The following is a 20,144-nucleotide window of genomic DNA, read 5'->3' as shown; positions in this document are numbered from 1 at the left end:
GTTTCGCCGTTGCGTCACGACCGGGAGATTGCTGCTCTCCCTGGACCCATCAGGCAGGGGCTTCCGCGCCCCTTGCAACCACGGCCAGGGCTGTCGCGCCCTGGACCACGACCGATGTTTCGGCATCGGCTTCGACCAAAGGGCGGATGTCGGCTCTCCCTTTGGAAACCCATCGACGCAGGGGATGACGCTCCCCTGGACCCTCGTTTTGGTGTCGGCGGGCGGCGGTGGGTGGCGATGGCGGCGCGCGGAATGCGCGCGGCCCGTGATGCGGCGGCGCATTTATGTATGTGCGCATGACGGAGAAGAAACGCGATGCCCCGATTTCGTATCGCCCCCCGGAAGCCCTCCGCGAGGAATTCCGGGCGCGGGTCGAGAAATCCGGCCTCTCCGTCAGTGCCTTCATCACGCAATCCGTTTTCGCCGATGATGCCCCCCGGCAGGCAAGGCGCGCCCCGATCGAACAGCAGCAGGTCGCGCGTCTTCTCGCCGAGACAGCGGCCCTGCATGATCGCCTGCGCGCGCTCGGCGATGCGGATCGGGTCGATCCCGCGCTGTTCGATGCGGCGGTCCGGGACCTGCATGACATCCGCGCCGCGCTGCTGTCGGCCCTAGGGCGACGACCGTGATCCCCAAGGCGAGCCAGCGTGCCGGCGGGCAGGACCTCGCCACCCATCTGCTCAATGGCTTCGACAATGAATATGTCGAGCTGGCGGAGGTCCGCGGCGCGGTGGCTTCCGACCTGCATGGCGCGTTCGCCGAGTGGGAGGCGATCGCCCATAACCTGACCAGGTGCCGGAATTACCTCTACAGCCTGTCGGTCAATCCCGATCTCGGCCAGGGCCAGCTCAGCCGGGCGCAGTATCTCGACTACGCCGACCGCGTCGAGAAGGCGCTCGGGCTTGCGGGCCAGCCGCGCGCGCTCGTCTTTCATATCAAGGACGGGCGCGAGCATTGTCATATCGTCTGGTCGCGCATCGATGCGCGGGCGGGCAAGGCGATCCACCAGCCCTTCGACCATGACAAGCTGATGATGGTGACGCGGGAATTCGCCCGCGATCACGGGCTGGCGCTGCCCGAAGGTTATGCGCGCGGTGGTGATGAGCGGAAGAAGAAGACGCTCTACGAGATGCAGCAGCAGAAATCCTCCGGCATTACCAAAGAGGAGCGCATGGCGGCGGTCACTGCCGCCTGGAAGCGCAGCGACAGCCCGCGCGCTTTCGTCCGGGCGCTCGAAGAGCTGGGCTATGTCCTGGCCACCGGTAGCCGGCCCTATGTGCTGGTCGATCTCTACGGCAACATGAACGCATTGCCGAAGCTGATCGACGACCGGTCGGTCCGCACCAAAGATATCCGCGCCTTTCTGGAAGCTGAATTCCCGCCCGAGTCCCTGCCAAGCGTTGATGAGGCAAAAGCGCTGGTCGCGCAGCATCGCCAGGCGCGCGAGGATTTCGCCAGAAGCCAGCGCGACGGTAAGGCGCTCGACAGGCTCAAGGCTGCCCAGGCCGCGCGGCGGCAGAAGGTCGAGGCCGCGCAAGTAGCCTTGCGGGCGCGCCAACGTGATGAGCGGGCGGCGCTGGCGCGGGACCAGCTTGCCGCGCGGCAGGCGCTGAAGGCGCGTTATCTCGCTGAGGTGCGGCGGGTGAAAGCGGCGCGCGCGGCTGCCAGGCCGACCGGGCTTGCGGCCTTTCTCGGGCGGGTGACGGGCGTGTCCTTTGTCATCGCGAAGATCCACAAGCACCGCGACGCGCAGCGTCATGCGGCGTATCAGGTGGAGAAGGCCGCGCTTGCGGAGCGGCAGGCCGAAGACAAACGCGCACTCGCCCACCGCCAGGCGTTGCAGGCCGTCGATATCGCGCGGGAAGTGCGGGCGCTGGCGCAGATCGAGGCGCGCGAGCTGAAAAGCTTCGAAGTCGCGCAGCGCCGCGAAGAGCGCGTGCGCCAGCGCGCAGGCCACGACCACATGCCGGCGATGAATCTGGCGCTGAAGCCCAGAGGCCGGTCCGCCGTGCCGCACAAGGCGAAGGACCGCTATCGCAAGCGCGATCATCAGCGTGATGATGATCGTCATGATCGTCATGCTGATCGCGGGGTGCAGGATCAGGAGATCGTCATCACCGTCGATCGGCAGGAGAAGGAAAAAGGCAGCGCGTTGCGCGCGGCCTTTGCCGGCTCGGTGCGGCCGGCGGTCAAAGAGGATCAGCGCGGCGGGCGTGAGGAGGGCGAGCGCGGTGAGAGAAGCGGCGGTCGCGGCGGTGATGATGGTCGCCGCCGCCGACGGCGACGGCGGGCGCGGGAAGTGGCGGCGGAGGTGCCGGTGCAGCGCGGTCCCGATCCGGGCACGCCCGCCACCGGCCTGCCGGAGGTGCACTGGACCGAACTGCCGCTCGCCGACAAGTTCCGGGACGCGGCGCGGGACCGTGATGGCGGCGGCGATGATGGCGGGTCCGGCGGGCGGCGGATCAGGCGCTCACGTTCTGCCCGCGGGCCGGAGCGCGGTGAGGACGGGAAGGATTTTGAGCGGGAGCGGTAGGCTTTCGCCGGGAACCCCGGCGCCGGGGAATACATAATCAGTCCCGTGTGATGCAGGCGGCGTGACACGCATGGGGACGCCGCAGGCCCGGTCGTTGCAACCGCCGGAAAAGAACAGCTACAGTGTTTCATCCGCCAGGGGGGCGCATGACACTATTTTCGGATTGGCAAGGTGACCTGGTGCTGCCGCCGTTACCTGAGCGCAAGATCAAAATCGGCGGCAACCTGATTTGCCAGCGTTCGTTTCGCGGCGCCCGGTGTCGCGCACAGATTGCCCCGTCGCAATACAAGGGTCACGACCTCATAAAGACTGACCTGGCCGCGCCCTTCGACCAGATACTGCTGCGCCACAAAGGCGCGCGCCGGGTGGATTCGACATTGCCGGTGCTGAATGCCGGGCAATTATCCGGCCTCGCTGATTTGACTGACAGCACCGCGCTGCTCTGGGACAGTCCGGGTGCGCTTGAGGATTATGCCGCGACTCCCGAGCAGGTTCTCGCGCTGTGGCGCAATAAGTTCACGTTCCGCGTCGAGAACGAGGAAGAGCAGGAGCCGGGGCTGCGGATGCCGCAGATCGGTGCGCTGCACGCGATCGCGGCGCATTTCGCGGTGGGCGAGCAGTTCGAGCCGGCCACGGTCGTTCTGCCGACCGGGACCGGCAAGACCGAAACCATGCTGGCAACGCAGGTCTACAGGCAGTTGCCCCGGACCCTTGTGCTTGTGCCGTCGGATGCGCTCCGGACCCAGATATCCGAGAAGTTCGTCACGCTGGGCGTCCTGCCCGATGCCGGCGTCGTCCCCGGGCAACTCCCCGGCCCGCACGTCGCAAAGATCACCACAGGCCTGCAATCGATCGAGGAATGCCGCGCGCTGATCGAAAATGCCAACGTGATCGTGACGCTGCCCGACAGCCTGCGCACCTTTGCGCCCGAAGCTCTCGACTACCTGCTGGACCAGTGCAGTGACATCTTTGTCGACGAGGCTCATCACGTCACCGCCTCGACCTGGGCGGCGGTGCGGGACAGGTTCCTCGACAAGTGCATACTGCAATTCACCGCAACCCCGTTCCGCCGGGACGGCAAGCGCGTCGATGGCAAGATCATCTTTAATTACAAGCTCGGCGACGCCCAGAAGGCCGGCTATTACCGGCCCATCAATCTGCACACGGTCGAAGAATATGGCGATGACTCCGCCCGGGATCGCGCCATCGCCGAGAAGGCGGTCGCCGTCCTGCGCAAGGACCGCGGCGAGCTGGGCCTGGACCACCTGCTCATGGCCCGCACCCGCAACAGGGATCGCGCCGATGTCGTCTGGGCCCTGTATCAGGAGCTGGCCCCCGAACTTCATCCGGTCATCGTCTATTCCGGCCCCGGGCGGCGGCAGATCAATGCCGCCGCGCTTGACAAGGTCCTGGACCGCAGTGCGGACGGTGCGCGTATCGTGGTTTGCGTCGACATGCTCGGCGAAGGGTTCGACCTTCCCAATCTTAAAATCGCCGCCCTGCACGACACGCATAAGTCGCTGGCGATCACGCTTCAGTTCATCGGGAGATTCACGCGCAAGGGCGCCACCGGCACGATCGGGGAAGCGACCGTCGTCGCGAACATCGCGGACCCGGAAGCGGAAGCCAAGCTGGCCGCTCTTTATGCCGAGGGGGCTGACTGGGACGTGCTCATCAAGCGGCTCAGCGAAGAGCGCATCCACGAGGAACTGCGGCTTCAGGATGTCGTGATGAGCCTGAAGGAACGGGGCGATCTTCATGCCCAACTGTCGCTCTGGAATCTTCGCCCGGCCCTGTCGACCCAGATATTCCGCACGAAATGTGAGGATTGGTCGCCGCTCAACTATGCCGAGGTTCTGCCGGGCGACGCCGAGAGCTGGTACGCCCTTGATGAGGAAAACAACCTGCTCGTCGCGGTGGTGCATCGTACCTCGACCGTCGATTGGGGAAACTACCAGAACCTGGAGAATTCGGTCTACGATCTTCTTCTCGCCCGGTGGGATAAGACCGCCGGCGCATTGTTCATCTATGCCAGCGATTACCAGGGGCTGCGCACGGAGCGGATGGCCCGGGCGATCACCTCCGATGAAACGGAGCTTCTCAGCGGCCCGGCGGTCTTTCGCATTCTCAACAATGTCGAAATGCCGCTCGTCAAAAGCATGGGATCATCGCGCATCGGCGCGATCAGCTTCACGTCATATTTCGGGCCGAACGTAACGGAAGGTCTGGCGAGTATCGAGAAGGCGGAATCGCAGCTCAACAACATCGCCTGTCTGGGCTACGAGGACGGCGAACGGGTTCTTTGGGGCGGCACGCAGCGCAAAGGGAAAATCTGGCAGCAGAAATCAGGCACCATCTCCACATGGATGGAATGGTGCAATCGCACCTGGACCAAGGTGTCTTCGGACGTCGAACTGGACTCCAACATTACGCGTGACTTCCTGCGACCCCAGAAGCTGGCAGCGCCATACGGCGCATATCCGATCGCAGTGCAATGGGGCGAACAGGCGCAGATGCGCTTTAGCGACAGGCAGTTCATGCTGTTTGACAGCACCGAGGTGCCGGTCTTCCTGATCGACCTTGGCATCGGAGCCGTGGGCGACGACGGCGCGATCGATATCGACATCGCAACCGAGGGCTCGCGCTCGACCTATCGGCTACGCATCGCGGCGGACCTGCCCGGCGGATACAGCCACGACTGGGTCTCCGGTCCCCGCCTGAAATTCAAGAGGGCGCATGCGGCAGAGGCCGTGCCGCTTGAGGAATATCTCCTCACCGATCCCTTCATCGTCCGTTATGCCGACGGCACGCACTCCTACAACTGCTACCACATACCCACCCCGCTCGAACCCGCGACCTATCCGAAGGAGTCACTGGAGGCCTGGGACTGGGCGGGTATTCCGCTCAACCGGGAATCGATGAACAGGGCCGGAGACCGGGACACGATCCAGTGTCGGGCCTTTCAGCATATCGAGGACGAGTTCGACCTGATCTTCAACGATGACGGGCACGGGGAGGCCGCCGACCTTGTCGCCCTGAAGGATACCGGCGACGATATCAGGCTCTGTCTCATCCATTGCAAGAATGCGCATGGCGGGCGCATCTCGGCTGACATCCGCAATTTCTATACGCTCTGCGGCCAGGCCCAGAAGAGCATGGCGGTCAAGCATGGAGGGCTGCCCCGCCTCTATGTCGATCTCAAGCGGCGGCATGAGACATGGTCAAAGCAGGGCGCGTCGCGCTTCCTGAAGGGCGATATGAAGCTGCTTTCCTATTTCAAGGAAAAGGCCCGGCGCGCGAAGGTCGATTTTGAGGTTGTGCTGGTGCAGCCGGGGGCGAGCGCCGAGACCGTGACCCCGGAGATATTGCGGTTGCTGGCCACGACGGAACTGTTCCTGACCAAGACGACGCAGGCGCGGTTCCGGGTGGTGGTCTCCCGCGCCTAGCCGCCGAACAGATTCTCCAGTTCCGCTCGCTGCGCTTTGTGCTTGGCAGGGTTTTCGTCCTTGAGCTTGTTGAGATTGAGTAGCTTCCAGCGCACGGCCGGTAGGGTTTGTGCCTGCGGCAGGCCGATGGCGGTGAAATCCGGTGCGCCGTCATGCAGGCTCAGCAGGAATTGTCGCGTCGTGTCGTCAAGGCGGTTGCGGATATCGGCGATCAGCTGGTCGCGGGTGGCGGCAAGCTCGTCGAGGGTGATCGGGATGGTCGTCATGCCGATGAATTCCCTGGCGAAGGGCTCGTCGAGAGCGCTCAGGCTCGGTGACAGCAATTCATGCGCGGGGCGCGGGGAGCTCGCCACATAAACCAGGAAGGTGCGGAACAGCGCGTCGGTCAGCCCTTCATTCTCGTAGAGCAGCTTCACGTCGAACAGGTCGCGCGGATGCTGGCGGTCGACGGCCGCATGGAGCTTGCCGCCGAACAAATCCTCGAAGGAGACAATGTTGATGGCGGCGTAGCCGAACTCATCCTCGACGGCCGGAGAGACGCCCCGGCGCTCCGGGTCATGGACCACGCCGCGGGTGACGGGCGAGGTCTCGATCTTGACTTCCGCGCCGTCGAGCCGGGCGCGGATGCGGGTGGCGCCGCCGCCGCCGCCCTCGATGCGTTGCGCCTGGAGGCGAGGGATGCTTTCGATGGCCGCACTCATGATCCGGTCGAGCGTCGCGTTGATCTCGGCAAGGCTTCCGGCGCGGTCCTTGACCGGCAGGTAGGTCAGGTCGATATCGACCGACAGGCGCGGCATGTCGCGATAGAACAGATTGATCGCGGTCCCGCCCTTGAGGGCAAAGACCGGTTCCGTCGCAATGAAAGGCAGCAGGCGCAACAGCAGCGCGACCTGCGCGGCATAGGCGTCACGGGCCATCGGTTGCTCTGTCTGTTGTGTCCACGAAGTCCGGCGGGACCATGATGCGGTAGCGCGGGTGGATTTTGCCCCCGGCTATCAGCGCGCGGTCGCCCGTGCCGAGGTTGAAATCTTCCGGATTGAGCCGTTCGCGCCAGGCGTGTTTGTGGCGGTCGGCGAAGACGAAAAACAGACGCCGGACCTTGATCTTGCGGCAGCTGTGCAGCAGCGCCGTCAACGGGCGGGGGCGCAATGTCGTGAGCCCTTCGAACACCATATCGAGATTGTGAAAACTCTCCTGTTCCGGCAGCTCGTCGAGCGCTTCGAGGACGGCGCGCTCCGGGGTGGACAGGCGCAGGGTCCAGCCCCAGGGCAGTGTCGTCGTGCTGCCGGTCTGGTTTTCCGTTAGGCCGAGCGCCGGGTCGCTGAACAGGGACAACGGGCGGCATATGAGCGGTGCGTCGAGTGTGAGGCGGGAGAGCCAGGGCGGCGTGTCGTCGCCATAGAGCCACATGGGCGGTGGCGCGCCGAGCGGCAGATAGTGGCGGTAACCGTGAAGGCCGAGGGCGGATATGCCGCCGACGTGGACCTGATAGTGCATGATATGCTGGAGGGACAGCACGCAGCTTTGCCAGTCGAGCGGCGCGGGCTGCGGCGCGGGGCGGCGGAAGACTCCGCGCTCCAGGCGTTCGAGCCAGCCGCTCTCTATATAGCGGCGGGTCAGGAAACGGCTGACGCCATGTGTTTCCAGCCAGCGCGCGTCCACGACGAAGCCGGCGGGGACCGCTTCCAGAACGCTCTTCAGCTTTTCTTCCCGTTGTGCACTCATAGTACACATTATAGCATAATATCAAAGAGCGCGGCAAGGCGGCTTTGGCCTTTAAGGGTTTCGGGTACTTTGAGTACACGGATACGGGGAAGTTCAAAGAGAGTCAGGGTGCGTCCGGCAGGCCGGACCAGGCTCTACACTGGCCGCGTCATGGCTGGCGGCCAGCGCCAAGCCCCGCACAGCCCACGCGCACCAGTCTCGTAAGTCCCTCGAACTATTGGCGGCGCGGGTCTTGGCCCATGCGGGTGACGATCCTGCGCGCGGATTAAGAAGGGCTCGGGAGCCCACCAGACAAAGCAGGCCGGCCTGCTGTCCGGATCGCCGCCGCCCCGCCCATTGTGAGGGCGACGGACGGCTCCGGACGAAGCAGGGGTACGTAGGGCGCAAGAGCAACCCTTTGGAAATCATGTCTTTTCATAATCCAGGACATGGCCAAAAAAGTTGCGTTTTTTGGTATCGTCTGCAATCTTCAGGTCGAGTTGAAGGGGGGTGTAATGCAGGAAAGCGAAGCTCAGGGGAAGCACGAGCCCATCATAAAAGAGATCATCGAACTGCAACGGTCTTATTTCTTTGAAAAGCGAAATGTGAAAACTGAAAGACAGCGAAAGCTCAAGGACATCATCGAGAGACATACTCAAATGATGGGCGGCAGCGATGATTCTTGATGAAATAAGGCTTCAAGATTTCCGCTGCTTTTACGGTGAATGCAAGATCGCATTCTCAACCGACAAAGACCGGAACGTGACGTTGATTTATGCCGAGAATGGAGTTGGCAAGACGACGTTGCTCAACGCACTGCTGTGGTGCTTTTATGGAGAAACCACCAGCCGCTTTGAGAAGCGAGAGGACATCCTCAATTATGACGCTAAAAAGGAAGGGCGGAGTCTCGCGTCCGTAGAGGTGCTATTCGAACACAACGACAATCACTACATAGCCAAACGCTTTTTCCGTACGGGCAACGCGGAAGGCCGAAACTTCGTAGTTGCGCGGTTTGATCGTGGGGGGCAGGTGGACGTTCCTTCCCCGGACACATTCATCAATACCGTAATCCCGCGCGAAATGGCTGCGCATTTCCTCTTTGACGGCGAGCACGCTGAGGTCTTCCTAGGAGAGAAGAATCGCTCCTCCATCCGAGGGGCGGTACGAGATATATTAGGCTGCTCTCTCATTGAAACGGCCATTGATGACTTGCAGGCGATCTCCAGTCAGTTTCGCAAGCAGATACCCTCGACGCCGGCCACTCAGAAAATTGAGCAGCTAAACAACCGGCTCGACGCACTCGGCTCACAGATCGATGCAGCCAAGAGCGAAATCGAACGGCTCGAAAAATCAAGGCAGCTGACGGAAGAGCAAATCAACGACATCGACAACAAGCTCCGCAACACGGCCGCGGCGAAGGAGTTGCAGCGCAGCCGCGAACGGTTGACCGAGCAAATGCGCCGCGTCGAAAAGCGTCAGAAGGAATCTTCAGACGATGTTTATAAATGGCTTGGCGAGAACGGTCGCTTTATCGTCTCGAAGAAGATTACCGCTGAAACGTTCGATTTCTTGAATGACGAGTCCCACCGTGGACGCATCCCTTCACCCTACAACGAGGAATTCGTCAAGGACGTCTTAGAGGCTGAGTCTTGTATCTGTGGCGCGCATTTGCCGCCCGGCAGCGAGGCCGCAAAACGGGTTGCGCAGCTTCTAGAAAAAGCAGCCAATCAAATCATGCGCGACAGGGTCACGCGCGTACGTGGGAGGCTTGACGAGCTCAGATCGGAACGCGCGAAAGCGCCGAACCGTCTAGTCAAAGCCAAGGAGCGCCTCGCGGACGCGAACGAGGAGCATGCGACCATTGAAGCTCAGCTCGGGGAAATCCACGATAAGCTTAGGGGCATCAATTTCGACGATATTGCCTCGCGCGAGGAGCGACGGGAGACGCTGCGAAAGGAACTATCCGACATCGACCGTAAAATCGGAGCGCTGCAAACGGGCATCGGCAATGCAGAGCGCGAGCGCGCGCAGATTGATAGAGATATCAACGATCTTGCGCGACAGGACACACAGACTGCCATTTACGCTAAGCGTCGTAACCTTTGCGAATCGATAAAGGGAACCCTGGAACTTCAACTCGTTGAGGAAGAGGAACAGGCGAAAAAAGTGCTGAGGGCAGGCATTCGACGAATTCTGGAAGCGACAACGCGTAAAGTGCTCAACCTTCGCATGTCTGATGACTACGGCATCAGCCTTGTCAACTCGGACGGTATGGCCTTGCCCAAATCCAGCGGCGAAAACCAGCTCCTTGGACTTGCCTTTACCGCTGCGCTAGTGGAGTTCGCAAAAATCAGACAGAACGCGCAAGATTATAAGCTTCTGCCCGGCACGATTGCCCCGTTGGTGCTTGATTCACCGTTCGGCCAACTCGACGAGTCCTACCGCCGGACCACCGCCGAGTTCATCCCCAAGATGTCGCGGCAAGTTGTCTTGTTGCTATCGCGCTCACAAGGCTCCGAAGAGGTGCTGTCAGCACTTCAGGGGCATATCGGCGCAGAATACTTACTAGTGCGGCACAATCGGGCAGCTGCGGGCGAACGCAAACCCGAGAGTCGGTATTTCAAAGGCGAGGAATACCGTACGGCCGTCTTCGATTCAGCCTATGACGGCACCGAAATTGTAAAGGTGGCGGCGGCATGAGCAACAGAGCAGCAAATATTCACCGAAGCCGCATTCACGAGGACATGGTGCAGCGGCTAGCCATGACCAAGCTGCCCGGCACGGACCGAACGTTGTTTCCGACGATTCGAGAGTTGCTCTGTTTTGCAGCTTTGCTCGGCTACTCTGAAGGGCGGCGGGTTCCGCTCGACCGCAGCGCGGGAACTGAAGACGTTTCTTATCAACAGTTTGAGCGAAGGGACGCGGAGGACCTAATCTTCCTCATTGCGCTTGCCGATTCAAAGGACCCTGAAATTCTCAAGGACGGAGAGGAGGGCCGTTGCGCGGAGATCTTCGAAGAGTACGCCAATGGCGGACTTCAGGTTCTTCGCGATGCCATGCTGCGCAGCGGCGGTGAATATCCCGACCGAGACATTCTGGAGCTGCTGAAAAAAAGCGGCTACCTCAATATCGAGGAGGCCGAACCCGACATCGACGGGATCAACTTCTAGATGCTGCGCGATCTGCAATATCAGGGAGTTTACAAGTCCGATCTCGACAACATCTTAGAGGACTTCTATCTCCCGGCGCTCTCGGTTGCGAACAGCTATGACCGCGCCGTCGGGTACTTTTCAGCGTCCACGATCAGCTATGCGGCACAGGCGCTTTCGGTTTTTGTGCGCAACGGCGGGCAGATAAGACTGATCCTAGGCGCATTCTCCGACGCCCAAGACATCGAAGCGGTGCGAGAAGGACACCGGCTGCGCGAGATTTCGGAAAAGATCGGTTCTGAACTTCTCGATCACATAGCCAATGTTAGTGATGAGCTTTTTCAGAACCGCTTTGAAACGTTGGCTTGGCTCGTAGCGCACGGAAGGCTTGAAGTAAAAATCGCGCTGCGCGAGCGCGGCATGTATCACGACAAGATCGGGATCATCGGCGACACGGCCGACGACAAACTTGTTTTCTCTGGCTCGGCCAATGAAAGCACGCATGCGCTTCTGCCGACCTTCAACTACGAGTCGATCAATGTGTTTCCGACCTGGCGGCCGGAGCTGGAGGCTTACTATAGGCCGCATATCGAGAGTTTCGATCGGCTCTGGCGTAATGAAAGCCGCGCCACCGCCGTCATCGATATTCCGACTGCCGTCAGGGAAAAGCTGATCTCGACCGCAAGGGCGCTGACTTATACGCCCGATCCCGAAATTGAGGCCGGGATCGCGGCGCGGGTGCGTGACAAGATTCATGGCACGACGAGTACGACGACTTCCAAGCCTAAAGAGCCGGCGACCATCAACGGCCGTCCTTTCAAGATGCTCCCGCACCAGATCGAGGCGCTCGATGCGTGGAAGGCCAAGGGTGATTTTCAGGGAACTTTCGACCTCGCGACCGGTGCGGGCAAGACGATCACCTCCATTCATGCGATCGTTAAGCTATCCGAGCGCATCGACGGGCTGGCATGCGTGATCGCGGTGCCCTACCAGAACCTCGCCGACCAGTGGGTCGATATTCTCTCCTCGTTCAACATCTACCCGGTGCGCTGCTATGTCTCGCGCGCGAACTGGGTTGAGAAGCTGCGGAACGTCGTCCACGAGCTGGTCATGGGCAGCAGGAAATTTGCAGCCATCGTCGTCGTGAACCGTACGCTCAAAAGCCCTGAGTTCCAGGAGTGCCTCAAGCAGATTGCCGGCAATCGCTTGCTGTGGATTGGCGACGAGTGCCATCACCATACCTCAAAGGCCTATGAGGGCTTTCTGCCAGAGCATGCCCGTTTCCGGATCGGCTTGTCGGCAACGCCACAACATTATCTCGACGAAGAGCGCAACGAACGGCTTGCCGAATATTACGGTGAGATCGTCTCCCGCTACACGCTCAAGCAGGCGATCACCGACAAGGTTCTGACGCCCTATATGTATTATCCGCGCGTCGTCGAGCTCACCAAGGGCGAGGCTGACGAGTTCGTCGACCTCTCTGAGCAAATCGGCCGGATCATGGCGCGGCAGGACGGCACTAAAGGCGTGGCGTCCAATCCCCAACTGACGGCGCTGCTGATGCGGCGCGCGCGGCTCGTGGGTTCGGCCGCCAACAAGATGGCAGCGCTCGACAAGGCGCTCGAAGGTGTGAAGCCCAATCCTCACACTCTATTCTATTGCGGCGACGGCACGGTCGAAACCGATGAGGAATCCGACCAGGATTCTGAAACCGAAAGCACCGTTTCCAGCCAAAGGCAAGTCGAAGCGGTCAGCTCACTCTTGCATAAGCGCGGCTGGGACGTTTCGCGCTTCACTTCGCGAGAATCTCGAAAGGAACGGGACTCCATTCTGGAAAATTTTCGGATTGGTATCATCGATGCAATGGTCGCGATCCGCTGTCTTGACGAAGGTATCGACGTACCCGCATGTAACACCGCCTACATCCTCGCTAGCTCGCGTGATCCGCGTCAGTTCGTGCAGCGTCGCGGCCGTATCCTGCGGCGCTCGCCAGGCAAGGAAATGGCGACGATACACGATTTCGTCGTGGTACTTCCGCACGACTACGAAACCGACTCCGATTACGCCAAGCGCCTGATTAAATCGGAGCTGGGAAGGGTGGCAGAGTTTTCGTCACTGTCGGAAAACCGCGCGGAGGCTTACGAAGTCCTTGCGCCCTTCCTGAGAGAGTACGACCTCGAACACGCGATCTAGCGGAGGAGCAGGGGTCACACAACCTTCTTAGGAAGCGCCGCGTCCTCGTCACCGATGCCGCGCTGATACCGGCCAAGGACAGTGTCGTCCTTCCATTTGGAATCGCCGACCATATAAAGAAGGACTTCGCGCAAAGTGACGCGGTTGGTGTTGTCGATGCGCTGGCTCGGTGAATCCCACATCAGCCCCTCAAACGGCACCGCCGTCAGCATATGAGGCAACTTTCCGGCCAGCTCGATGGATTTTTTCAGCGTGCGCGTTTTGCTAAGATGCGCAACGATGTCTGTGAATACTATCAGGCCGATCGGCCGGAAGAGTGCGCTTCCGCCATGACTGCCGCGGTATTTTTTGACGACGGGATTGGTGTCAGTAGCGGCAAAAAACTCCGATAGCGGCGTAAAACTCGCGGCCATTAGTTCAAAATACTGCTTTGCGAGCTTAAAATAGGCTTCAAGGGTCTTATCATCCGGCCGCGCACGCTGAAGTTCAGCTTTTTCGGCTTTAAGATCAGTTTCAACGCGGGTGAACAAGGTGGTCAGTATGTCGTACAGATTGCCTATCGTGGTAAGACTTGTCGTGTTCTGAACCGGCATGTTGTTGCTGGCGACGAAGGCCACGCGCACTCCGTTAAACAGCGTGCTTTCCTCAATCAGACGCCTTACGCAGATCGCCATGACATCGTCCTCGTCGAGCGCGATGATGTCGCCTTTGGAAACCGGCTTCGCCGTCTTGTTGAGCGTGGTGAAGAGCCTGCGGGTCTTTTCCATGCCCTTCGGCGTCGTCTTGTGGGCCACAAATATGACCGATAGGTCGTCGGGTGGGTCTTGTTCCAGACCTTCTTTTACGGCCTTCTTGATGCCCGAAAGCCGGTGCTGTCCGTCCAGCGCAAAGAGCTTTTCTTCGCCGCTGAGCGATAGGAAGCCGACTGAGTTCAACGTCTCCTCTGACAGTTTGTCGGCGATGGCGTTTTTGCTTTTGCTGCTGAGTCGGTCGATGCCGCTCCAATTCGGCTGCCCCCCATACGTAGCCACGACAAGCGAATTAAAGAAGCGCTCCTCCTGCGTCTTGATGTAGTCGGCAATCTGCGCGCTGCGAGCCGCCTTGAGGCTACGCTGGATCATGTCGGAGAGCTTCTTGTTCTTGTGAATCTCGTCGGCATAGCTGACGCGCCGGGCAATCTCGTCGATGCTCATCAGGCAAGTGTAATAGACCCAATTGCCCATCACGCCCCGCAATGCCGGAAGTATGATTTCCTTGGTCTTGACCCGCGTCATCTGAAAGCCCTCCTTTGCTGTTTGATTCCGGCTTCCAGGTCGCCCTCGGCAAAGGGCGGGAGAAGAGTGCTGTTAAGCTGTTTCTCTAGCTCCTCAAGTTGAGCGGATGTCACGGCGTTGTCGACGGGCGCGAAGTAGAAACGCAACACCGGATGCCAAGTCCCGATCATGCGCGCGATGCGCTCGCGCTTCAGAACTTTTTTCGTGTTCAAATAGTCCCTGTAACGGGCGCGAAGCGAACGGGTTGATCCCCCTTTGCCGGCGATGCCGATATAGAGGACGTAACAGTGGGGCGGGAGTACCGCGCTCGTCTTGCAAATCGCAAAGGCATAAAGGCCGCGGCGATCATTGGGAACGTTGGCAATCGCGGCATCATCGGCGTAGCCGATCGATTCCCAATGAAGGGGATCGATGACAAAATCCGTCCGGCCAAACTGGTCAGTAGACAATATGAAATTGAGGTTGAATTTCGCTATCGCGTTGACCGCATCGCTGGCGAAATCCTCAAGTGCCGCAGTATTCAAGAAGTCCCCCCGAACTCAATTATTTACCTTCTCACTATTTATGGCACGCAAGGCATGCTTTGGCCTGGCCGTAAAGATCATCGATATCGAGCGGCTCGTCATCAGGTCGTAGCGGATTGACGCTGACTTTCGCCTTCGACCTACGCACACGCTCGGCATGGTCTTTCTTAATCTGCTCGACACGCTCGGGCCGCTCCAGCTCGTCGAGCGACTCGCCTTGGCTCCAGGTGAACGGGGAACCGCCGTTCAATGCGGTCTTTTCGTACCGCTTGGCCTCCTCAAAGGCATCGGGATGCTGTTCGCGCAATCTGACCCACTCGATCTTCTGCTGAAAGAAGCAGAACGTGCAGCCGCTGCGCGTGCGCCAGTTATAGTATTTGGGCAGCCCGAGCCCTGACGAATCCAGCAGTTCGAGTACGCCCGCCTTGTCGATACCGGCTTCTTTAAAGGGCAGACGCACGACGAGATTTTCGTGCTTAGAGGTATAGCCTTCGCGGTATTCCTCATCGCTGCGGATGGCGACATAGGAATAAACCTTCGTTCCCTCGGCAAGCATCGGCTTGATCCAGACCTCGAACGGCCGGAGTTTGAGCTGCCTTGTGCACCAGCGCGTTTGCGCTGAGGGCAGGAAGGAATTGTACTGTTTCAGCCAGAAATCGAAGTCTCTGTCGGGATTGAGTCTCTGGATCGGCTTGCCGAGCACGCCTTCAAGCCGCCCAAGAAACTCGTAGACCTCTGGTAATTCCTTACCCGTGTCCGTGAAGAAATATTCGATGTCGATCTCGGGGTGGTAGTGGCGCATATAGACGGCCAGCGCCGCACTATCGCGTCCACCGGAAAGACCGAGGACATGCCGCTCTGACGCCGTCATCGAGCTGCCGCCTGTTCTTGTTTGGTCTTGTCCGGATTATTGCTACTGATGACTTCCGCCGACATTTCGGCGAGCGCTGCAAGTATCACTGAACGCTTCGCCGTCTGTTGTTTGTTCAGCACCTTGCGCAGCTCACTGACCACTTTTTGGACGTTTTCAAGATCGGCATCTGTGACATCGAACTCATCAAGCAGCGGCGCTGGACGTCCGCCGAGACCGACGACGACAGCCATTGCATGACGTTTGTCGGGTCGTCCCTTTACGCGCGCGAAGGCTTCTGACTTGTTGAAGCTTTGGGCGTACTCGACAAGCTTGATTGATGCTTTGTCTAAATCGCTATCGATCCAATCTTTAGATGGTTTGCTTACGGCAAAGCCTGCCAACCCTTCGATATCGGTAAGGCTGCCCTGATACTCACAAATCCGATTAACGAAAGCATTCAGATTGAAGTCACCGCCAAGATCCCTGATGTTTTCAGCGCGTGCGCGCAGGTCCGCGAGCGCTTGAGACGAGCTATTTGGAACTTGCAATTCGGCAAGAGTGACGTCTGCCAAGCGCTCCAGCATCTGCGGATATGCTCTCACCATTTCCTCCAAGGCATCACGGACACGGCCGATAATGCGCTGAAAACCGTCTTCTGTTTCCAGATCGCGGTCGGAACCTGCGAGCTGTGGAAGATCGTTGAAAATAAACTGGTTTGGATCTCTAGCCCGCTTGAAGACGTCGCGGATTTTGATCGCGTTCGCAGACAGCCTCATTGTCCGCTGCGTCCAGTGCGGCAAACTTGTGTAGATCGAAATTAGGCCGCGACCGACATCTATGGGCTCAAGATTCTGAAGGCTATTTGATTGATCGAGGTCGCGTACGATGTTGGCGAGACCGGAAAGCAGGCGGCGGGCGACATCGCTCAGATTCATCCATCGCAGCTGAATGTCGCGCGGGTCTTTGGCTAGATAGTCGACATCAAGATCGGTGAAGCGCGCCTGGAATACGCCCTGCCGGTAGAGCGCCACATCGTTTCTTCGGGACAGAATGTAGGATACCGCCAAGACAGGCATCATGCCGTCTTTGATACCGAACGGCGCACCGCGCCACAGTTCATAGACCTCCGAAAGCGAGACCGGACGCTCCTCGCGCTCCAACAGGAATTCGGACGTCGCGTCCCAAACCGGACGAAGCCGCGCTTTATCCGATTTCGCGTCCGGCTGCACAAATCGCCATCCGTCTTTTGTCTTGGCGTAAAGACCTGAGTCGCTGAGGACTGATTCAAACATGCCGCCTTCTGCCGGATAGCCGGTGATCCCGAGCCTTTCCTGGCCTTCGAAATCGACCATTCTACGGAGCAGCGCGTTCTGGCCGGCGACCGCATTGGTCGAAGGTTTGACGCGGTTCAGAAGTTCGTTGTTGAGCACAGGGCTAAGTGGGAACCTCTTATCTGCAAGATCGGAAGCAAGGCCGTTGAGCTCGTCCTGCATGAGCTGTTTGGGACTGTGCTGCTTCTGGAACCATTGAGCGCCGTCGAAAGCGCGTTGAAGCTCCTGCTCAAGCTGCGCTTGCAGACTGACTATGCGGGCATTGATTTCGCGCCGCGCGACAGGATCGCCCTGTAACTCGGCATGTCCGTTTCTGACGTGCTCAATAGCGAGCAGTTCACGCGACAGGTTGTGTATCGACCATGAGCGCGATGAAAGCCCCACGATGATGTCATGCTTTCCTGAACGGCGTGCCGCTCGCTTGCATAGCTCCTTGGCGGTATCTTCGCTTTCGCCAAAAGTTGGGATCGCGAGCAGGAAAAGGCCGATTGTGCTAGGTCCCGGCTCGAACTCAGCCGCATATTGTAGGACATCGGCGAGGGGTGCGATCTCTACATCGAACCAGCGTAGGGCGCCGGTTTCGTGATAGTGACGCTTTGCCATCACCGGCTGAAGGCTCGCGAGCGTCCGCAACTGCTCGAAATCCACACTCTCAATGTCCCCGAGCGCGCGTTCGGTCGCGGCTTCGATATCGAAGTCACTCCCGGCATATACGGCGTAGCCGCCAAGAAACTTGCGGTAGGCAATAAGCGACCAGTCCCTAAGCTGCTTCAGCATCGAACGGAGAGCTGAATTAGAAAGGCTCGGAAAGGCCGCTGTAAGCAACTCTTCGCTTGCGACCAAGCCTGACCGCTCTTTAAAAAGGTCGACTAGCGATATCACTTTGAGAAGCTGAATTTGTGCTCCGTCGCCGCCGATCGCCTCGCATCGCTCAATGGCCTCCACAGCAATTGACCAGCGATGGCCGTCGGGCGAAGCAAGTATGGACGGCTCAAGATTAAGCTGAAGGTAGTCCCACAGACGGTCCGGTGAATATAAATCGCCGTCTTTCGCGCTTTTGAGAAAATCCTGAAAGCCGTTCGGCTCTGCTGAATTAAGGAAACCGAAGATGCTGCGCTGATTCTGCCCGAATCGGCGCCTTGAGATTGGGCCAAGGAGCGCGGCGACGATAGGATGGAGAGGCCAACATTCGGCCAGCGCCGCATCGAGAAAGCCTGATGTGCCCACCTTACGAGTCTGAATTTCTTTGGCGATCCTGCCAGCAAGGCCTGCATAGGATTTCGGCGTAGCTTCGGACGCAATTGCACGGGAGATAAGGTCAATCTGCTCTTCGCCCGCCGCGTTTACGACCAGATCAATAAATCGGCCTTGCACTTTCGACCATTCATCCCGGAAATCTCGCGACAAGCGATTTGCGTACTCTTCAAACGCTTGATGCAGGACACCCACGACAATCAGCCGGCCGCCGCTTCGGGACGCGGCCTCGGCCAATTGCTGGAACAAATAGACATCACTCTCGCCTTGGGCCGCCCCTTCGAGGAGCTTGCCCATTTCGTCGATGAAGAGGATAACGCCCCCGCGCGTTTTGTCGGCCGCGGTTTCTGTCAATGCTTCGATGATCGATACGCCGTCCCACGGCTTCCTCCGGCGCGATGACGCAAGCCCCGCCGATACCAATCCTTCTCCGATAACACGGCAAGCATCGTCACGACGCCCAACCGCAGCGATGGCCTTCCATCCCCTTTTTGTTGCACCGAAACCGGATCGAATTTCATTCGCGGCCGCTTCGCCAATCGAAGCCATCGCCAGATTGCGCAGTGGCTTGTCTGCGCCAAGCAACGCGCTCAAGGCAACAACAAGACTCGACTTCCCGCTTCCGTAGGGGCCGGTCCACGTAAATGCGCCTTGCCTCGTATCGGCGACATGCCGCGCCATCGCCAAAAGAACATCGACAGAGGATTTCGGGCACATGAAGCCGTCGAGCGATTCCTGCTGCCCAAGGTCAACATCGATGCGAATGGCGCGCTGAAATCGTGGGGCTATATAGACCTTGTCAATGAGGCTCATTACGCCACCTTCATTCGCTCGCGCACACGGAAGTCAGCGTCTACGAGGCCAAGCGCTGCCTCGACATTGAGGTCTGCTGACCGAATGACCTGCTTCAAACCGGCCGTCTCCGACCAGCGCAAAAGACCTTCGGTCGCATCTTCGATCTCTGACAGGCGATCGGCGAGGTCACCTTCATCCAAGGCGAAAACGCGCCCAGGGGAGCCCGGGCCATGAGCGATCGCTTCGAACGACAAGGTCTTGGATTTCGAATATCGCTGCCAGAACTCAATCAAAGCATACGCAAAGACCCCGTCACCCAGACTAGACTTTGCCCCTCGGACAAACCGAAAACCGTCCTTTTTGCCCGTTGCACGGATCAAGCCTAACTCAGTCAGCGGAGACTCAAGTGCTTCTTCATGGGAAAGTTGAGCGGAAGCGGCTTTGGCGGCGTATGTTCGCACGAAGCATTCAACGTCTCGCTTTACTGTCGCCGCAGAGACCCGAGGCCAGCCCCTCTCATGGGCAATAGCCAGCAGACCCTTACTCAGGGCGTCGCGCTCAAAGGTCAAATGGGAGAAATGATTAAACGCCCAAAACCAGGTCGTTCTGTCCGCCCGACCGCAAAGTCGCCAATGCAGTATCCACAAGGTGGATGGCGATTCCATATATGGGTCTAATCCGGAGGCTCCAAAGAGTTTATGGCCAAGAGCTTTTATGCGAATCTGATTTCCGGGAATATCTTCGATAATTTCACATGCCGCCGCCCAATACCGCATGGACGAGACCATATTCTTCCCAACTCCGAATCTCGCGATTGCAGTATCATCAGAAAATATGGATTTACTTGCGATGCCGTCATCGTGACTCGCAACTGCGTCATATACTTTCTTGAGCCATCCATAGCGTAGCGGAAAAGTTTCATGGCCGGAAAAAAGCGGCTTATAGCCGTTCTCAAATAATGGTCCCCTAGACATTGCCCCTCGCTGGATCGTCCGTCCAGCTCGACTCTAGCCCCTTTCCCATGATAGGGTCAATGAAAAGCTGGAGCGGTCCTCCAGATAGGCGACGTAATCGCCGCTAAGTGAGGT

The 20,144-nt window shown here is 59.2% G+C and carries 14 protein-coding genes; 7 read left to right on the top strand and 7 right to left on the bottom strand.

Annotated elements, in window-relative coordinates; translation table 11 throughout:
* Positions 1-284: 284 nt before the first annotated feature.
* From GO014_RS12255 to GO014_RS12245, 3 genes are all read left to right on the top strand, one after another.
* Positions 285-629, top strand: coding sequence for a hypothetical protein (locus tag GO014_RS12255; protein WP_246204597.1), 345 nt, complete (start codon positions 285-287; stop codon positions 627-629).
* Entirely contained in the window at positions 626-2,533 is a 1,908-nt protein-coding gene (locus GO014_RS12250) for a relaxase/mobilization nuclease domain-containing protein (RefSeq protein ID WP_343030934.1), read from the top strand. The genes GO014_RS12255 and GO014_RS12250 overlap by 4 nt, the downstream gene beginning before the upstream one ends.
* A 146-nt stretch (positions 2,534-2,679) precedes the next feature.
* Positions 2,680-5,979, top strand: a complete 3,300-nt coding sequence (locus GO014_RS12245) for a DEAD/DEAH box helicase (RefSeq protein ID WP_157290586.1) — start codon at positions 2,680-2,682, stop codon at positions 5,977-5,979.
* Here the strand turns inward: GO014_RS12245 and GO014_RS12240 are convergent.
* On the bottom strand, positions 5,976-6,896 hold the full coding sequence (locus GO014_RS12240) for a nucleotidyl transferase AbiEii/AbiGii toxin family protein (protein ID WP_157290585.1): 921 nt from the start codon (positions 6,894-6,896) through the stop codon (positions 5,976-5,978). The genes GO014_RS12245 and GO014_RS12240 overlap by 4 nt on opposite strands.
* Positions 6,886-7,704 carry a type IV toxin-antitoxin system AbiEi family antitoxin domain-containing protein gene (locus GO014_RS12235; protein ID WP_179952963.1) on the bottom strand — a complete coding sequence of 273 codons (819 nt, stop codon included), beginning with the start codon at positions 7,702-7,704 and terminating at the stop codon, positions 6,886-6,888. The genes GO014_RS12240 and GO014_RS12235 overlap by 11 nt, the downstream gene beginning before the upstream one ends.
* A gap of 428 nt (positions 7,705-8,132) precedes the next feature.
* Here GO014_RS12235 and GO014_RS12230 point away from each other — a divergent pair, with 428 nt between their 5' ends.
* The 4 genes from GO014_RS12230 to GO014_RS12215 are packed head-to-tail and all read left to right on the top strand — an operon-like array spanning position 8,133 to position 13,025.
* Complete coding sequence (locus GO014_RS12230) at positions 8,133-8,369, top strand: hypothetical protein (RefSeq protein WP_157290582.1); 237 nt, start codon at positions 8,133-8,135, stop codon at positions 8,367-8,369.
* Positions 8,359-10,383, top strand: coding sequence for an AAA family ATPase (locus GO014_RS18955; protein WP_179952962.1), 2,025 nt, complete (start codon positions 8,359-8,361; stop codon positions 10,381-10,383). The genes GO014_RS12230 and GO014_RS18955 overlap by 11 nt, the downstream gene beginning before the upstream one ends.
* Positions 10,380-10,853: a DNA phosphorothioation-associated protein 4 gene (locus GO014_RS12220; protein ID WP_157290580.1), complete on the top strand. Its 474-nt coding sequence runs from the start codon at positions 10,380-10,382 to the stop codon at positions 10,851-10,853. The genes GO014_RS18955 and GO014_RS12220 overlap by 4 nt, the downstream gene beginning before the upstream one ends.
* The gene (locus tag GO014_RS12215; RefSeq protein WP_157290578.1) at positions 10,854-13,025 is read left to right on the top strand and encodes a DEAD/DEAH box helicase family protein; all 2,172 of its coding nucleotides are present in this window, start codon (positions 10,854-10,856) and stop codon (positions 13,023-13,025) included. It begins immediately after the preceding gene.
* Positions 13,026-13,039: 14 nt separating this feature from the next.
* On the opposite strand, the gene GO014_RS12210 is transcribed toward GO014_RS12215, so the two are convergent.
* From GO014_RS12210 to GO014_RS12190, 5 genes are read right to left on the bottom strand one after another with little or no spacing between them, the layout of a single operon-like run.
* A complete protein-coding gene (locus GO014_RS12210; RefSeq protein WP_157290577.1) occupies positions 13,040-14,299 on the bottom strand; it encodes a DGQHR domain-containing protein in 1,260 nt (419 codons plus the stop codon).
* The gene (locus GO014_RS12205) at positions 14,296-14,823 is read right to left on the bottom strand and encodes a hypothetical protein (protein ID WP_157290575.1); all 528 of its coding nucleotides are present in this window, start codon (positions 14,821-14,823) and stop codon (positions 14,296-14,298) included. The genes GO014_RS12210 and GO014_RS12205 overlap by 4 nt, the downstream gene beginning before the upstream one ends.
* Positions 14,824-14,857: 34 nt before the next feature.
* On the bottom strand, positions 14,858-15,694 hold the full coding sequence (locus tag GO014_RS12200) for a phosphoadenosine phosphosulfate reductase domain-containing protein (RefSeq protein WP_157290573.1): 837 nt from the start codon (positions 15,692-15,694) through the stop codon (positions 14,858-14,860).
* Positions 15,691-19,074: a P-loop NTPase family protein gene (locus tag GO014_RS12195; RefSeq protein ID WP_157290572.1), complete on the bottom strand. Its 3,384-nt coding sequence runs from the start codon at positions 19,072-19,074 to the stop codon at positions 15,691-15,693. Before GO014_RS12195 ends, GO014_RS12200 begins: the two co-directional genes overlap by 4 nt.
* Entirely contained in the window at positions 19,074-20,030 is a 957-nt protein-coding gene (locus GO014_RS12190) for a DUF4007 family protein (protein WP_157290570.1), read from the bottom strand. Before GO014_RS12190 ends, GO014_RS12195 begins: the two co-directional genes overlap by 1 nt.
* Positions 20,031-20,144 lie beyond the last annotated feature (114 nt).

The sequence above is a fragment of the Devosia marina genome, from assembly GCF_009758415.1.
Taxonomy (GTDB): domain Bacteria; phylum Pseudomonadota; class Alphaproteobacteria; order Rhizobiales; family Devosiaceae; genus Devosia; species Devosia marina.
The sequence above is the reverse complement of the archived record's forward strand: the minus strand, read 5'-3'. Positions and strand labels throughout refer to the sequence as shown.

What these genes read in the sequence shown, in the direction of transcription:
- GO014_RS12255 (WP_246204597.1), top strand. Translation starts at nt 285, where the DNA reads ATGTATGTGCGCATGACGGAGAAGAAACGCGATGCCCCGATTTCGTAT.
- GO014_RS12245 (WP_157290586.1), top strand. Translation starts at nt 2,680, where the DNA reads ATGACACTATTTTCGGATTGGCAAGGTGACCTGGTGCTGCCGCCGTTA.
- GO014_RS12240 (WP_157290585.1), bottom strand. Translation starts at nt 6,896, where the DNA reads ATGGCCCGTGACGCCTATGCCGCGCAGGTCGCGCTGCTGTTGCGCCTG.
- GO014_RS12235 (WP_179952963.1), bottom strand. Translation starts at nt 7,704, where the DNA reads ATGAGTGCACAACGGGAAGAAAAGCTGAAGAGCGTTCTGGAAGCGGTC.
- GO014_RS12230 (WP_157290582.1), top strand. Translation starts at nt 8,133, where the DNA reads ATGGCCAAAAAAGTTGCGTTTTTTGGTATCGTCTGCAATCTTCAGGTC.
- GO014_RS18955 (WP_179952962.1), top strand. Translation starts at nt 8,359, where the DNA reads ATGATTCTTGATGAAATAAGGCTTCAAGATTTCCGCTGCTTTTACGGT.
- GO014_RS12220 (WP_157290580.1), top strand. Translation starts at nt 10,380, where the DNA reads ATGAGCAACAGAGCAGCAAATATTCACCGAAGCCGCATTCACGAGGAC.
- GO014_RS12215 (WP_157290578.1), top strand. Translation starts at nt 10,854, where the DNA reads ATGCTGCGCGATCTGCAATATCAGGGAGTTTACAAGTCCGATCTCGAC.
- GO014_RS12210 (WP_157290577.1), bottom strand. Translation starts at nt 14,299, where the DNA reads ATGACGCGGGTCAAGACCAAGGAAATCATACTTCCGGCATTGCGGGGC.
- GO014_RS12200 (WP_157290573.1), bottom strand. Translation starts at nt 15,694, where the DNA reads ATGACGGCGTCAGAGCGGCATGTCCTCGGTCTTTCCGGTGGACGCGAT.
- GO014_RS12195 (WP_157290572.1), bottom strand. Translation starts at nt 19,074, where the DNA reads ATGAGCCTCATTGACAAGGTCTATATAGCCCCACGATTTCAGCGCGCC.
- GO014_RS12190 (WP_157290570.1), bottom strand. Translation starts at nt 20,030, where the DNA reads ATGTCTAGGGGACCATTATTTGAGAACGGCTATAAGCCGCTTTTTTCC.